The organism is Sinorhizobium psoraleae (assembly GCF_013283645.1).
GTDB lineage: Bacteria > Pseudomonadota > Alphaproteobacteria > Rhizobiales > Rhizobiaceae > Sinorhizobium > Sinorhizobium psoraleae.
Genome location: NZ_JABEKV010000006.1, coordinates 65,991 through 79,296, shown reverse-complemented (window position 1 = coordinate 79,296; position 13,306 = coordinate 65,991). Strand labels below are relative to the sequence as shown.

The 13,306-nt window shown below is 60.0% G+C and carries 15 protein-coding genes; 6 read left to right on the top strand and 9 right to left on the bottom strand.

Features of this window, described 5'->3' with window-relative positions:
- Positions 1-5 precede the first annotated feature (5 nt).
- Genes aroQ through ILFOPFJJ_RS27135 form a run of 9 tightly spaced genes read right to left on the bottom strand, consistent with a single transcriptional unit; the run spans position 6 to position 6,331 of the window.
- Complete coding sequence (gene aroQ, locus ILFOPFJJ_RS27175) at positions 6-455, bottom strand: type II 3-dehydroquinate dehydratase (protein ID WP_173513676.1); 450 nt, start codon at positions 453-455, stop codon at positions 6-8.
- A gap of 33 nt (positions 456-488) precedes the next feature.
- A complete protein-coding gene (locus tag ILFOPFJJ_RS27170) occupies positions 489-857 on the bottom strand; it encodes a 5-carboxymethyl-2-hydroxymuconate Delta-isomerase (RefSeq protein ID WP_015886723.1) in 369 nt (122 codons plus the stop codon).
- 14 nt (positions 858-871) lie between these two features.
- Positions 872-1,732 carry a shikimate dehydrogenase gene (locus ILFOPFJJ_RS27165; RefSeq protein WP_173513675.1) on the bottom strand — a complete coding sequence of 287 codons (861 nt, stop codon included), beginning with the start codon at positions 1,730-1,732 and terminating at the stop codon, positions 872-874.
- An 18-nt stretch (positions 1,733-1,750) separates the two neighbouring features.
- Positions 1,751-2,524, bottom strand: coding sequence for an amino acid ABC transporter ATP-binding protein (locus ILFOPFJJ_RS27160; protein ID WP_173513674.1), 774 nt, complete (start codon positions 2,522-2,524; stop codon positions 1,751-1,753).
- Positions 2,525-2,531: 7 nt separating this feature from the next.
- Positions 2,532-3,356, bottom strand: coding sequence for a transporter substrate-binding domain-containing protein (locus ILFOPFJJ_RS27155; protein ID WP_173513673.1), 825 nt, complete (start codon positions 3,354-3,356; stop codon positions 2,532-2,534).
- A gap of 41 nt (positions 3,357-3,397) precedes the next feature.
- Entirely contained in the window at positions 3,398-4,048 is a 651-nt protein-coding gene (locus tag ILFOPFJJ_RS27150) for an amino acid ABC transporter permease (RefSeq protein ID WP_173513672.1), read from the bottom strand.
- Positions 4,049-4,057: 9 nt separating this feature from the next.
- On the bottom strand, positions 4,058-4,726 hold the full coding sequence (locus ILFOPFJJ_RS27145) for an amino acid ABC transporter permease (RefSeq protein WP_173513671.1): 669 nt from the start codon (positions 4,724-4,726) through the stop codon (positions 4,058-4,060).
- A gap of 46 nt (positions 4,727-4,772) precedes the next feature.
- Positions 4,773-5,594 (bottom strand): sugar phosphate isomerase/epimerase family protein, encoded by an 822-nt coding sequence (locus ILFOPFJJ_RS27140; RefSeq protein ID WP_173513670.1) that lies wholly within the window; start codon positions 5,592-5,594, stop codon positions 4,773-4,775.
- Positions 5,594-6,331 (bottom strand): GntR family transcriptional regulator, encoded by a 738-nt coding sequence (locus ILFOPFJJ_RS27135; RefSeq protein ID WP_173513669.1) that lies wholly within the window; start codon positions 6,329-6,331, stop codon positions 5,594-5,596. Before ILFOPFJJ_RS27135 ends, ILFOPFJJ_RS27140 begins: the two co-directional genes overlap by 1 nt.
- A gap of 253 nt (positions 6,332-6,584) precedes the next feature.
- On the opposite strand from ILFOPFJJ_RS27135, the gene ILFOPFJJ_RS27130 reads away from it, so the two are divergent.
- From ILFOPFJJ_RS27130 to ILFOPFJJ_RS27105, 6 genes are all read left to right on the top strand, one after another.
- Positions 6,585-7,478: an intradiol ring-cleavage dioxygenase gene (locus ILFOPFJJ_RS27130; RefSeq protein ID WP_173513668.1), complete on the top strand. Its 894-nt coding sequence runs from the start codon at positions 6,585-6,587 to the stop codon at positions 7,476-7,478.
- Between the two features lie 24 nt (positions 7,479-7,502).
- A complete protein-coding gene (locus ILFOPFJJ_RS27125; RefSeq protein WP_173513667.1) occupies positions 7,503-8,285 on the top strand; it encodes a fumarylacetoacetate hydrolase family protein in 783 nt (260 codons plus the stop codon).
- 8 nt (positions 8,286-8,293) lie between these two features.
- The gene (gene hpaI / locus ILFOPFJJ_RS27120) at positions 8,294-9,085 is read left to right on the top strand and encodes a 4-hydroxy-2-oxoheptanedioate aldolase (RefSeq protein WP_173513666.1); all 792 of its coding nucleotides are present in this window, start codon (positions 8,294-8,296) and stop codon (positions 9,083-9,085) included.
- Positions 9,072-9,755, top strand: coding sequence for a transporter substrate-binding domain-containing protein (locus ILFOPFJJ_RS27115; RefSeq protein ID WP_173513665.1), 684 nt, complete (start codon positions 9,072-9,074; stop codon positions 9,753-9,755). The genes hpaI and ILFOPFJJ_RS27115 overlap by 14 nt, the downstream gene beginning before the upstream one ends.
- A gap of 1,167 nt (positions 9,756-10,922) precedes the next feature.
- Complete coding sequence (gene amrS / locus ILFOPFJJ_RS27110; RefSeq protein WP_173513664.1) at positions 10,923-12,065, top strand: AmmeMemoRadiSam system radical SAM enzyme; 1,143 nt, start codon at positions 10,923-10,925, stop codon at positions 12,063-12,065.
- A gap of 170 nt (positions 12,066-12,235) precedes the next feature.
- The gene (locus ILFOPFJJ_RS27105) at positions 12,236-13,177 is read left to right on the top strand and encodes a Kelch repeat-containing protein (protein WP_173513663.1); all 942 of its coding nucleotides are present in this window, start codon (positions 12,236-12,238) and stop codon (positions 13,175-13,177) included.
- Positions 13,178-13,306 lie beyond the last annotated feature (129 nt).

The window sequence follows — 13,306 nt, the reverse complement described above, 5'->3', positions numbered from 1 at the left end:
TCACCTCAGCCCTTGCTCGCCGCCTTGATCATTGTCGCCGCGCGCCGGATGCCAAGCTGGTATCCTTCTGTTCCAAGGCCGCAGATCACGCCGTCCGCGCGGTGCGAAACGAACGAATGGTGTCGGAAGCTTTCGCGCTTGTGCACGTTGGAAATGTGGATCTCGATCACAGGCCCTTCAAATGTGTTCAGAGCGTCGAGGATGGCGAGTGAGGTATGGGTAAAGGCTGCCGGATTGATGACGATGCCCGCACCGTACTCGCGCGCCTCATGAATCCAGTCGATGATCTCGTATTCCCGGTTGCTCTGATGAAAGCGGAGTTCATGGCCGAGTTCGGCTGCCAGTTTGCGGCAGTCCGCCTCTACGTCTGCGAGCGTTTCATGCCCGTAGATGTGCGGCTGGCGTTTGCCAAGCAGATTGAGGTTCGGTCCATTGAGAACGTAGATCAGGCTCATAGTATAGTGTCCTTCTTGAGCACGTCGTCCTGGTCAGACGAACGCGATTGCTTGAACGGCAAAATCAGGGTCCGACTCGTAGAGATCTGCGCGCAAGCCGAGCCTTCCCGCTTCGAGAGCAGGCGCGGCGATCGCCCGCGCGGCGTCGAGAACGGCAGTGAGAAGCTTCTGCTTGGTCTCTGCGGTACGACCCGGTGCCATCCGCACGATGATTTGGATGAAATGATTATCGACATGCTCATCGCCCACGCAGGAGTATGTCGCCTCCCGCGCAAGCGTGCGCACGGCGGAAGGTTTCACCAGGCCGCCATCGCGAACGCAGCGATGCACGGTGAGCGTCAGCCGGTCCATGGCTACATGCTCGCCTGCGCCCCGGCTATAATCGATGATGATATGCGGCATTTGGGATCTCCCCATCAAGCCGACAGGCGGCACAAGTCCATAAAGTGACGGGACATGCGCTCTGCGTCGGGTGCGATCCCGGTGAACAATTCGAAAGCCGCTGCTGCCTGGTAGACGGTCATGCCGCCGCCACGAAGGGTCCGGCAGCCTTTTCTTTCGGCGAGAGCAAGGAGCTCTGTGACGAGCGGCATATAGACGATGTCGGCGGCCCAATGCCGTGGCAGAAGCCATTCCGCGTCGATCGGCAAACCAGGATGGCTCTTCATGCCCGTCGGCGTCGCGTGGATGAGGCCGTCGGCGGAGCGCAGGGCGCTGCCGACATCCGTTGTGGCACGAGCACAATCCCTTGAGAACCGATCGTTCAACTGCCCAGCCAAGGTTTCTGCCCGTTTCGAATCCTGGTCGAAGATCGATAATCTCTCAATACCGAGCTTGATTGCGGCATGCGCCACGGCGACACCGGCGCCGCCGGCGCCAAGCAGGACGGCATGCGACTTCGCGACGTGCGGAAGGCCGCGCTGGAAATTCTCGTAGAAACCGTACCAATCAGTGTTGTGGCCGATCCTCTCGCCGTCACGAAAGACCACGGTGTTGACCGCACCGAGTATCTCCGCATCCTCGGAAAGGCGACTGAGGTGGGCGATCACCGACTGCTTGCACGGATGTGTAATGTTGCTCCCGGCAAAACCGCGCCGCGATTCCTCGTCGAGGAGGTCCGGCAGCGCCGAGGCGGGAAGGCCTCGCTCGGCCAGGTCGAAAAGCTCGTAGCGGTAATCGAGGCCCTGATGTCGAGCCTCCGTTTCGTGGAGCGCCGGGGACTTTGACATTTGAATGTCGGCACCGATCAGTCCCACGAGGAATTTCTTGTCGTGCATGGGCATCGCTTTCGGAGGTCAGTGGTGGGCCAGGATTTCGCCGAGGAAGGTTTTCGTGCGTTGGTGCTTGGGAGACTTGAAGAAGACCTCCGGTTCGGCCTCTTCGACGATTTCTCCGGAAGCCATGAAGATGACGCGATCAGCGACCTGACGGGCAAACCCCATTTCGTGCGTGACACAGATCATCGTCATGCCGTCACGGGCGAGCCCGATCATGGTGTCGAGCACTTCCTTCACCATTTCGGGGTCGAGGGCAGAGGTTGGTTCGTCGAAGAGCATGACCTTCGGCTCCATGCAGAGCGCGCGAGCGATGGCAACGCGTTGTTGTTGTCCGCCGGATAGCTGCGCAGGATACTTTTCCGCCTGATCAAGGATTCGAACGCGCTCGAGATATTCTCGAGCCAGTCGCTCTGCGTCAGTCCGGCTTGTGCCTCGAACACGCATCGGGGCGAGCGTACAGTTCTGAAGTACGGTCATGTGGGGGAACAGATTGAAGCTCTGGAAGACCATTCCCACTTCGCGACGTATCGCATCGACGGATTTGGTGCTTCCGTCCAGTACCTGACCCTCGACGACGATCTTGCCTTCCTCGATCGTTTCGAGGGCATTGATGCAGCGGATTAACGTCGATTTCCCGGAGCCTGACGGCCCGCAGAGGACGATTTTTTCGCCTTTGCGGACCGACAGACTGATGGATTTCAAGGCATGGAAAGCGCCGTACCACTTCTGCACGTCCTCAAGGGAAATCAGCGTCGGTTGATGGTTTGCGGAATTGAGCACGGAACCCTCCATTTGGGCTTTAATTGACGGTGAACGGGATGTTCGGAATGGATTCCGGGAACTGCGGCAGATCGATCGCCATCCACTTCTTCGTGATGGCGGCAAGCTCACCATTGGCCTTGATCTTGTCGAGGAAGGCGTTGACGGCTTCGTTCCAGTCCTTCTCGCCGAGACGGGTCCCGACGCCGTTGTAGGTCGTCAGAAAGTCAATCTTGCGCTCATAGGTGCCGGGACTCGCCGCATCCAGACGCTGACCATAGAACTGGTTGCCGCCAACCGCCTTTACCTGGCCGGAGATGAGAGCCTGGATGGTAGCGGCGTCGTCATCAAAGCGGCGGACCGTTGCGGTGGCTCCGACGGCGTCCGTTACTGCCTTATCCTGCGAACTGGACTTCGGAACGGCGATCTCCCATCCCGCAACTTCTTCAGGCTTCGTAACCGTGTCGGACTTCGCGGCATAAAGCGAAATCGTGTTGGCGGCGTAGGGCTTGCTGTATTGAATTGATTTCGCGCGTTCTTCCGTCATCGCCATCGTTGCGAACAGGATGTCAACTTTGCCGGTCGTAAGCGCCGGAATTCGGTTGGCAACGGCGAGCGGCTGGAATTGAACCTTCACGCCCAATTCCTTGGCAAAAAGGTTGGCGACGTCAGCGTCGAAGCCGTCCTGCACGCCGCTTGTGTTGACGAACCCCCATGGCGCATTGTCGCCCTGGATGCCGACCACAAGCGTGCCCTTGGCCTTGATTTCCTCCACAGTTGCCGCAGAGGCGGTGGCAGCGCCAACGGTTGCGAAGGCAACGGTTGCCAGTGCAAGCCCGAGAAAATTCCGACGATTGTTATGCATGCTTATTCTCCTCCTCAAGAGTTTTGCTTCGAGCGAAGCGGTTAGCGGGCAGCTTTCGCCATCCGTTTTTCGAGGCCACTTCCGGCATGGGAGAGCGGCCAGCAAATGATGAAGTAGATTGCGCCGACGATCCCGAAGACGAGCAGCGGACGATAGGTCTGGTTTGAAATGATCTGACCGGCGCGAGTGAGTTCAATGAAGCCGACAATTGCTGCCAGCGACGTGCCCTTGATGAGCTGGACAAGGAAGCCGATCGTGGCCGGCATCGAGATTTTCAGGGCCTGCGGCAGGATGACGTCTTTCATCCGCGAGACATAATGCAGACCGAGGGCGCTGGCGGCTTCCGTCTGGCCCTTCGGCACAGCCTCGATGGAGCCGCGCCAGATTTCGCCCAGGAAAGCACTGGCATGGAGCGTGAAGGCGATTGCGACCGCGATCCACGCGTTGACCTCGACGCCCACCAGCGCAACGCCGTAATAGACAACGAAGAGCTGCATCAGAAGGGGCGTGCCCTGGAAGACGCCGATATACCCTGCGGTGATCGTCCGGGCGACCTTCTTCTTCGAGGTGCGCAGCAGCGCGATCAGGATTCCGAATATCCCTCCACCGATAAAGCCCACGATCGCGAGCAGCACGGTCCACTTCAAACCCTGCATCAAAAAGAAGAATTCATTTTCGCCGATGGGACCCATGGCTGCCTCCTATCGCGTCGGGTAGTTGAAGTAGTGGCGAGAAATGAGGGCAAAGAGGCCCATCATCAGGGTCGAGATAACCAGGTAGACAGCGGTCACCGTGAAATAGACTTCGAAGCTGCGGAAGGTGTCAGACTCAATGCGCTGAGCGGCCGAGGTCAGTTCGTAGGCGGCGATTGACGTGCAGACAGACGTTGTCAGTGTCAGCATGATGAACTGGCTTGTGAGCGAGGGATAAATCGCCCGCAGTGCCGGCTTGAGCACGATGAGCCGGAAGACGTCCGCCTTGTGCAGTCCAAGTGCGAAACCGGCCTCGATCTGGCCGCGCGACACGCTCTCGACCCCGCCTCGGATGATCTCGATTGCGTACGCCCCACCATTGATGCCGAGGGCAATGATCGCCGTAACGGTCGGATTGAGGCGTATGCCCATGAGAGGAAGGGCAAAATATATGAAGAAGATCTGCACCAGGAATGGCGTATTACGCACGACCTCGACGAAGACGATCACGGGAGTGCGCGTGATCTCGCTCTTGGAAGTCCTTGCAACAACGCCCAGGATTCCGATGACGAGTGCGAGGAGCATCCCGGCCAACGCAAGGCCAAGCGTTCCAAGCGAACCCCATAGCAATTCCGGGGCGCGGTCGAGGACCGCACCGAAATCGAACGTATAAGTCATGTAAGACTTCCTCCCTCCGACCGGCTTACGCCGCGTCGGCGCCGGATCAATGATCCGGTTTCAAAATCCCCAGTGCGCTGTCATGCAGATGTTTTAGATGTGCCTCCGGGTCCACCGGCCCGACGAGTGGCACTTCAACCGAGATAGCAGCGCCGTATTCGGTTGCTGCCCAGAGGTCCTTCAATGGCAATTCGCCTTCTCCAGGAGCGAGCCTGCCGCTTCTCGCCTCGGCGATCATTGCGTCCGATGTTTTGGGAGCGGGCCCGCGGACGTCGCAAAGCTGGACGTGTTTTACCTTCCCTGCATTTGCGCGAAGCTCGTCGATCGAGGCTCCGTTTCGAAAGAAGTGAATCCCGTCAACGAGGGCACCGGCGTTCTCTGCTCCACAGGAATTCACGACCGCTACGCTGTCGCGAAAGGTTCTTACCGTCCGCCAGCCCATGTTTTCGATGTCGACTGACATGCCGTATCGCGCCGCGAGGGCGCAAAACTCAGAAAGGTTTGTGGCAAGACGGCCGCCGTCTCGATCATCGCCGCAAACACTCAGCCGGCGCGCCCCTATGTTCGCAGCGGCTGCCACGGTCGCCTCGTGGGAGGCCGCAACGAAGTTCTCGTCGATCACGAAGAACTCGATATCGAACGCCTTGACGCCTTCGCCATCGGCAATTGTCTTGAACTCCTGGGCACTCTGGCTGCCCACCGGCAACTCGTAGAAAGGGGCTCCGGGAAAGGCGGGGTGCAGACGCAGGCCTATCGACGCAAAACCCGCCCGAGCAGCTATCACGGCGAATTCCTTGGGCGGCAGCGCGATGGATGAAAAATGCGCCACGCCCAGTTCAAGGCCCGGTCCTGGCGTCGCGACGGTCATCACAAGATCCCCTTTGTCGCGAGGTGATTGCGCAGATTGGTTCCCGTGCGGTGGATATGCTGACGCAACATGTCGCACGAATAGTCCAGATCCCGCGCGACGGCTCCCTGAGCAATCTCACTGTGCTCCTGGCTGACGTTGCGGTCACCCGACGTGCGGGTCAGAAACACCCGGCGATAACGGTCGTTGAGATTAAGAAGCAATCTGCAGAAATGGAGCAGGATCGGCTTCCCGCAGCCAGATATGAGTGTCAGATGAAATTCGCGGTGGAGCTCTTCCCAGCGCTCCAGTGTCTCTGGCCGAGCCGCGTCACGCTCGGTGCGGTTAAGGCGATGCAGCGCGCGCATGACGTTGCCCTCCCACTCCACATCGCCGAGCCGCATGGACTCGCGAAGCGCAAAGACTTCAAACTCTTCGCGCAGGGTGGTGACCTCTTCCAGATTGGCCAAGGAAATTGATGAAACGCGGTATCCGCGATTGTCCTCGAACTCCACCAGGCCGTCCGATATCAGCCGCGCCAACCCTTCACGCAGCGGACTGAGGCTTACGTTGAACGTTTTGCGCGCCTTGTCGAGATTGATCTTGCTGCCGGCCTGAAGCTCACCGGAGATGATCGCCTCACGAAGACGGGATGCAAGCTGGCTCCCAATTGTGTTTTTGCCGTCGTCAAGAAAGCCAGAAGACGACGGAGCATCTTCTGTCGTCGGAGCAAATGCGCCGTCGTCATCCGGTACCATTGTTCCTCCCAAAGCTCCCCGAACTAATTGTCGATGATCGATACAATAAACGATTATTCGTGTCAACTTGAGAGCGCTCGAATCTGCACAAAGTTAAGCCTCAGATTCCTCTTCGCCGACGATATGCAATTTATTCAACGGGTTGTATGCCGACCTCCTGTTTCCTTCGGCTTATTGGCGCCGCGAGAATGTACGGCGGCCTTGACAGATAATCGATTATTTGGATAGTCGGGGAAATCGGGAGGTAGCCCACATGGTGATCAAAACTGAAAGCGATCTGACGCCAGCCGTCCTCGCTGTGATGAATCGCACTGAAGACCCCCGCCTGCGACAAATCCTCGTGGCGATGGTCAAGCATCTTCATGCCTTCGTGCGCGAGGTTCGACTGACGGAGGTCGAGTTTCGGGAGGCGACAGCCATGCTGAATGAGATCGGGAAGCTGCATACTGATCACCACAACGAGTTTGTGCTGATGGCCGGTTCTCTTGGCGTGTCTTCACTTGTCTGTCTGCTGAACAACGGCGACAGCGGACAGACTGAGACCTCCCAGTCGCTGTTGGGTCCATTCTGGCGCCTCAACTCTCCGCGAGTCGAAAATGGCGGATCGATCATCCGATCCGAGACGCCGGGCACTCCCTTGTTCGTGCATGCCAAAGTCGTTGACCGCGACGGTAAGCCAATTGCCGGCGCCGAAGTGGATGTGTGGCATGCATCTCCCGTCGGTCTTTATGAAAACCAGGACCCGGACCAGGCCGAGATGAACTTGCGCGGCAAATTCATGACCGACGAGCAAGGTCGGTTCTGGTTCAGGACCGTCAAGATGGTCGGGTATCCGATACCGGTCGATGGCGTGGTCGGACGCCTGCTCAAAGCTCAGGGACGCCATCCGTACCGACCAGCGCACCTGCATGCACTGATCTTCAAGCATGGATACAAGACGCTGATTTCCCAGGTCTTCGACCCCAGCGACCCGAACATCGACTCCGATGTTCAGTTCGGTGTCACGGCAGCGCTGACCGGCGACTTCATTCGTCATGAGGAGTCCCATCCGACCGAAGCGGATATTCCTGGTCCGTGGTTCTCGCTCGACTACACCTATGTCATGGAGCCCGGCGAAGCCGTTTTGCCGCGTTCCCCGATCAAATAAATCACGATCAGCAGAGCAAACGATATGATCACCGAAGAAGAACGCCGGGCCGCGGCAGACGCGCTGCTCAAAGCTCAAATCGAGCGCAAGCCGATCGTACAACCTAGCGAGACCTACCCGAACCTCGAACTCGAGGACGCCTACCGAATTCAGGCTTTGTGGGCGGAGGCGAGGGTAGCCAAGGGCGCACGGATCGTCGGGCATAAGATTGGCCTGACGTCACGCGCAATGCAGATGGCTTCGAAGATGACGGAGCCGGACTACGGCTGCATTCTTGATGATGCGCTTTACAACGACGGAGCGCAGATCAGGGCTGACTTGTTTATCAAGCCGCGCCTCGAGGTCGAGCTGGCCTTTGTTATGGGTGAGGATCTCGTCGGGCCCGGCACCAGGATATATGATGTCATGCGTGCGACCGAGTTCGTTGTCCCGGCGCTCGAGATTATCGACTACCGGACCGAAGTCCCTCGAGCGATCACCGACACCATTGCGGACAACGCAGCTTTCGGTGCCCTCGTCGTTGGCGGGCGTATAATTCGCCCGATGGACATTGATATCCGTTGGGTCGGAGCGACTCTTTCCAAGAACGGCATCATCGAGGAGTCGGGCGTGTCGGCGGCGATCATGGGACATCCGGCAGCCGGCATCGCGTGGCTGGTCAACAAGCTTCATGCTGTGGGCGGTGGCCTGAAGAAGGGACAAATAGTCCTGGCCGGCTCCTTCACGCGTCCTGTCGATATCGCGAAAGGTGATGTCATTCAGGCCGACTATGGCCCTGTTGGCTCCATCGGCGTGTCGTTCGTGTGAGGTGCTAGATGGAACATCCTGTCAATCGGTTCAAGCAGAAGCTTCTTGCTGGTCAAAGTCAGATCGGCCTGTGGTGTGGGCTGCCGGGAAACTACGCCGCGGAAATCGTCGCGCCTTCAGGTTTCGATTGGCTCCTGTTCGACACGGAACATTCTCCGGGTGACGTTCTGACCGTCCTGCCGCAATTGCAAGCGGTCGCACCATACGACGTTTCCCCAGTCGTCCGCCCGGCCATCAACGACCCCGTTCTCATCAAACGTTTCCTGGATATTGGCGTTCAGACACTGCTCATTCCCTACGTTCAGAACGCAGAAGAGGCGAAAGCCGCCGTGGCGGCCGTGCGATATCCTCCGGATGGAATTCGTGGGGTTTCCGCCCTGACGCGCGCCACTCGTTTCGGCCGAGTTGCGAACTATGCGCAAAATGCGGAACTGGAAATTTGCCTATTGCTGCAAGTTGAGACGCGGGAAGCGCTTGGCAACCTCGAGTCGATTGCGTCGGTAGAGGGAGTGGACGGCATATTCGTAGGACCGGCAGACCTGGCAGCGAGTTTCGGACACAGGGGCCAACCGAGCCACCCGGAGGTCGTCGACGCAATTGTCGACGCGATTGAACGCCTGAAAGCGTTGGGCAAGCCTGCGGGCATTCTTACCCCGGATGAGAAGTTCGCGGCACGGTGCCTCTCGCTGGGGACGCTATTTACTGCCGTTGGTGTCGATGTCGCTATTCTGGCAAGGGGATCGGAAGCACTCGCGGCACGATTTGCATCTCAGGGAGCGTACCACGATGTCGCAACGTGATGAGCTCCTCACTGAAATCGCCCCGACGGGAGTCATCAGAGCGGCGGTCAACATGTCGAATGCCGCACTTGTCCAACTCGATCCAGTGACAGGCTCTCTAACGGGGCCGAGCGCGCAGATCGCGATCGAACTTGCGGCAGAACTCGACTGCGGTTTGTCGCTGGTTCAATACGGATCGGCCGCTGACATTCTTGCGGCTGCCGAAGGCAACGAGTGGGACGTTGCGTTCATTGCTTCCGATCCATCACGTGCCGACAGGTTCTCCTTCTCGCCCCCCTATACCGCGGTAACCGCCAGCTTTCTGGTGTCAGACGGTAGCCCGCTAGGCAGCGTGGAGCATGTTGACGTCGAAGGGGTGCGCATTGCCGCCGCAAGAACCGCTGCGTATACAAAGCAGCTTGAGCGACAGGTTAGAAATGCAATTGTCCTCCATACCGAAAGTCCCGCCTCCGCCCTGGACATGCTTGTATCCTCCCAGTGCGATGCGGCTGCGGGATTGACCGAGTCCCTGTCACGTTTCTGCGAAGAGAATCCAGGTTTCCGCATTGTTGAGGGGACATTCTCGAAAGTGCCTCAGGCGATCGCTGTGCATCGGAGGTGTGTTCACGCTTCAACCTTCCTGTCGGACTTCATCCAACAGCATTGCAGTGCGGGTAAGCCGAGCAACTGAATCAGTTGGCGGCACATGCGAGGGAGCCAGGTCGAGCGGACGCGACACGTTAATTCCCGAATAGTCAATTGGAATCCTCTTCTCTCTCAAGCGTTCCAACTCGGAAGTTCATGTTTCGTCGAGCCTAGCGTACGATGTCGAGCAACTCTTGTTCCGAAGGTCGTGGTGCTGGCGCAGCAAGTCTTTGCCGTAGTCGTTGCCATTCGGCGTCCTGACGACCGTGTGGATGTGCCCGCGCGTCGGCCACGCCCCGCCGCCACCGCGAGATGGCCCAGATCGGCGCTCCTCCCCCAGCACCATGACCGCCAGAAAAACTGCGAGCGCGATCGCGACCGACTGGGTGAGCATCATCAGGCGGCGCGGAAGCCGGTCGGCGGTTTATTGCCGGGTGGTACGACTGCGCAGCCTTGTGCCTGGGACTGAACATCCCAAATGATGTCAGCATCGTCGGCTTCGACGATTTCCCATGCGCGGAAGCCTGAGCTTACCACAGCCGCCTTGCCCTACTACGACCTGGGCTATTGCGGGGCCGAGCGGCTGGACCGGCTGCTCGAGGGCGAAGACCTCGGGCCGAAGCACGCCATGCTCTCCTGTCGCCTCTCCCGAAGGGCTCGTGGCTGTTCTTGGCTTTTGACACCAGAGTCCGCTTACCGGGCGCGTACCAGACCTGAGCCGGGGAGACGAAGACCTTGGCCCCGATCCAGCTCCCATCCCTCCGCTCCCTTAGGCGCAAGCTGGCCACACGATCGTGCTGTTTACGGATTTTCGGCCCTCGGCCACATCCTGGAACGGGCCAGAACGTTCAGTACCCAGTTGCCGAGTGGCGCGTTCTGGTACGAGAATTCGAACGGGCTGGCCGAGGTCGCCGTCAACCGCGGACGCGGATCGCGAGCTTGCCCTTTCGGTCGGTAGCCCCATCGAGATCGCCCCTTGAGGACGTGGGCCGGAATGCCAAAACATAAGAGACGGCATCAAAGGCACGGAGCAGCCGAAGCCGCCAAAAATGTTCCGGCAAGCCGCAGGAGAGCGTCAAGATACCGAGTGCGCTGGCCGGAACCGACCCCACAGACCTGCGTGCCGTCGGCGATCGCCGAGGGGGCACGTGCTCCCCCGGGAGCGGTCCATCATACCCATTGAACGATACCATGACAGGTCTATCATGCCAGCATGTCCTCAATCCCCAACGCCACGACCGCAGTCCGCCCGGAATTGCAGCCGCATGACGCGTCGATTGTGCCGGGCCGCTATTGGCATGCGCTTGCCGACGGGCGCATCCAATGCGACGTCTGTCCGCGATTTTGCAAGTTGCATGAGGGGCAACGGGGGCTCTGCTTCGTCCGCGCCCGTCAGGGCGACCGGATGGTGCTAACGACCTACGGTCGCTCCAGCGGCTTCTGCGCGGATCCGATCGAGAAAAAGCCGCTCCACCATTTTCTGCCGGGCACCGCCGTCCTGTCGTTTGGCACGGCCGGCTGTAATCTCGCCTGTCGGTTCTGTCAGAATTGGGACATCAGCAAGTCTCGCGCGATCGACACACTCGCCGACGCCGCTTCTCCCGCGGCGATCGCCCGGGCGGCGGCCGATCTCGGCTGCCGCAGCGTTGCCTTCACCTACAACGACCCTGTGATTTTCCATGAATACGCCACCGACGTGGCCGATGCGTGCCGCGAGCTGGGGATCAAAAGCGTCGCGGTTACGGCCGGCTATGTCTGCTCCGAACCACGCACCGAATTCTACCGCCACATGGATGCGGCCAATATCGATCTCAAGGCTTTCACCGAGCGCTTTTACCAACGCGTCTGCAGCGGCCAGCTCCAGCCGGTGCTCGACACGCTTGTTTATCTCAAGCGCGAGACCTCCGTCTGGTTCGAGATCACGACGCTGCTCATTCCCGGCGAGAACGATTCTGAGGCGGAGATCGAGGCCCTGACGCAATGGATCATGGAAGAACTAGGCCCGGATGTACCGCTTCACTTCACGGCCTTCCATCCCGACTGGAAAATGATGGACAAGCCGCCCACCGCGCCCGCAACGCTGACACGGGCGCGCCGGATCGGCCTCCAAAACGGGCTGCGGTACGTCTACTGCGGTAACGTGCATGATGACATCGGTGGCAGCACCTGGTGCCATGCCTGCGGCGCATGCCTTATCGCTCGCGACTGGTACAGCCTGTTGACCTGGGCACTCGACGCCGAAGGCCTCTGCCACCGCTGCGGCACGCCTTGCCCCGGCATCTTCGAGCCGCACCCGGGTGACTGGGGCGCCCATCGCCGGCCGGTGCACATCGCGCCAATGACGGCACCGGCTTGACCAGTCAGCGAAAACGGCCGAACGCCGGATCAAGGAGATAACGGCGATTTCCAGCCGAGCTTTCTGAGCTTAGGGTCTGTGGCTGCCGTAACCTTTCAGGTATTCTTCGGCGGATGGTTCTCTGTGTCCCGCCTTTGGCCCATTTTTTGGCACCGGCGAAGAGGCTCAATATGCCATTATCCCAAACATACCCCTTCCTCACGCTCCTGTTTGTTTGGCTGCTGCTGAGCAGCGCGGCGACGGCGCAGCCGGGTGCCGGCCAGTGGCGTAGCGCCGCGCCGATGGCCTCCGAGCGGTCCGAGGTCGCCGTCGCCGGACTGGACGGCAAGATCTATGTGGTCGGTGGCTTCTCCGGGGCCAGTGCGCTTGAGATCTACGATCCGCGCGCCGACCGGTGGAGCCGCGGCGCGCCACCCCCGCAGCCGCTGCATCATGCAGGGGCGGTCGGCCTGAACGGCAAGCTCTATGTGGTCGGCGGCTATTCTGACGGCTGGACGCCGGTTGCCACGCTCTATGAATATGATCTGGCGCACGATCGCTGGCGCGGCCTGGCATCAATGCCAACAGCACGAGGTGCGCTTGCTGCAGCGGCGCTCGACGGCAAGATCCACGTCGTCGGCGGCGCCGGAGACAGTCGGCGCAATACGCCTGCGCATGAGGTCTATGATCCCGCCAGTGACACTTGGTCGAGCCGTGCGGCTCTTCGAACCGCGCGCGACCATCTGGCAGTCGCCGTGGTGGACGGGCGGCTTTATGCCATCGGTGGCCGCATCGACGGCAGCTATGCCAGCAACCTCGCCGCCAACGAGGTCTATGACCCGGCGAGCGACCGCTGGGAACGCCGCGCCGACTTACCGACGCCACGCAGCGGGATCGCTGCGGCCGTCATCGACGGACGCATCCTTGTGGTTGGCGGCGAAGCGCCCCAGGGCACCTTCAACACGGTCGAGGCCTACAACCCGGTGAGCGACGACTGGCAGCGCCTTGCAGCAATGCCGACGGCGCGGCACGGCCTGGGGGCGGCCGTGGTCGATGGCCGGATGTTCGTCATCGGCGGCGGACCGACGCCGGGCGGCTCGGCTTCCCCCGCCAACGAGGTCTTTACCCCCTAGACACCGTCAGTTGGGAGAGCAAAAAATACGGCGATCGCGGGATTTGAGCCTTCTGTGTTTGAGGCTGGGTTGCATTTCCGCGGCATCATTCTGCGGACGGTTCGGTGGTATGGCCTGCGCTGTGAGCCA

Excerpts from the sequence above, each read along its gene's own strand:
- ILFOPFJJ_RS27115 (WP_173513665.1), top strand. The coding sequence starts at position 9,072 with ATGTCGCAACGTGATGAGCTCCTCACTGAAATCGCCCCGACGGGAGTC.
- ILFOPFJJ_RS27170 (WP_015886723.1), bottom strand. The coding sequence starts at position 857 with ATGCCGCATATCATCATCGATTATAGCCGGGGCGCAGGCGAGCATGTA.
- ILFOPFJJ_RS27155 (WP_173513673.1), bottom strand. The coding sequence starts at position 3,356 with ATGCATAACAATCGTCGGAATTTTCTCGGGCTTGCACTGGCAACCGTT.
- amrS (WP_173513664.1), top strand. The coding sequence starts at position 10,923 with ATGTCCTCAATCCCCAACGCCACGACCGCAGTCCGCCCGGAATTGCAG.
- ILFOPFJJ_RS27145 (WP_173513671.1), bottom strand. The coding sequence starts at position 4,726 with ATGACTTATACGTTCGATTTCGGTGCGGTCCTCGACCGCGCCCCGGAA.
- ILFOPFJJ_RS27130 (WP_173513668.1), top strand. The coding sequence starts at position 6,585 with ATGGTGATCAAAACTGAAAGCGATCTGACGCCAGCCGTCCTCGCTGTG.
- ILFOPFJJ_RS27125 (WP_173513667.1), top strand. The coding sequence starts at position 7,503 with ATGATCACCGAAGAAGAACGCCGGGCCGCGGCAGACGCGCTGCTCAAA.
- ILFOPFJJ_RS27135 (WP_173513669.1), bottom strand. The coding sequence starts at position 6,331 with ATGGTACCGGATGACGACGGCGCATTTGCTCCGACGACAGAAGATGCT.
- ILFOPFJJ_RS27150 (WP_173513672.1), bottom strand. The coding sequence starts at position 4,048 with ATGGGTCCCATCGGCGAAAATGAATTCTTCTTTTTGATGCAGGGTTTG.
- ILFOPFJJ_RS27140 (WP_173513670.1), bottom strand. The coding sequence starts at position 5,594 with ATGACCGTCGCGACGCCAGGACCGGGCCTTGAACTGGGCGTGGCGCAT.
- aroQ (WP_173513676.1), bottom strand. The coding sequence starts at position 455 with ATGAGCCTGATCTACGTTCTCAATGGACCGAACCTCAATCTGCTTGGC.
- ILFOPFJJ_RS27160 (WP_173513674.1), bottom strand. The coding sequence starts at position 2,524 with ATGGAGGGTTCCGTGCTCAATTCCGCAAACCATCAACCGACGCTGATT.
- hpaI (WP_173513666.1), top strand. The coding sequence starts at position 8,294 with ATGGAACATCCTGTCAATCGGTTCAAGCAGAAGCTTCTTGCTGGTCAA.
- ILFOPFJJ_RS27165 (WP_173513675.1), bottom strand. The coding sequence starts at position 1,732 with ATGCACGACAAGAAATTCCTCGTGGGACTGATCGGTGCCGACATTCAA.
- ILFOPFJJ_RS27105 (WP_173513663.1), top strand. The coding sequence starts at position 12,236 with ATGCCATTATCCCAAACATACCCCTTCCTCACGCTCCTGTTTGTTTGG.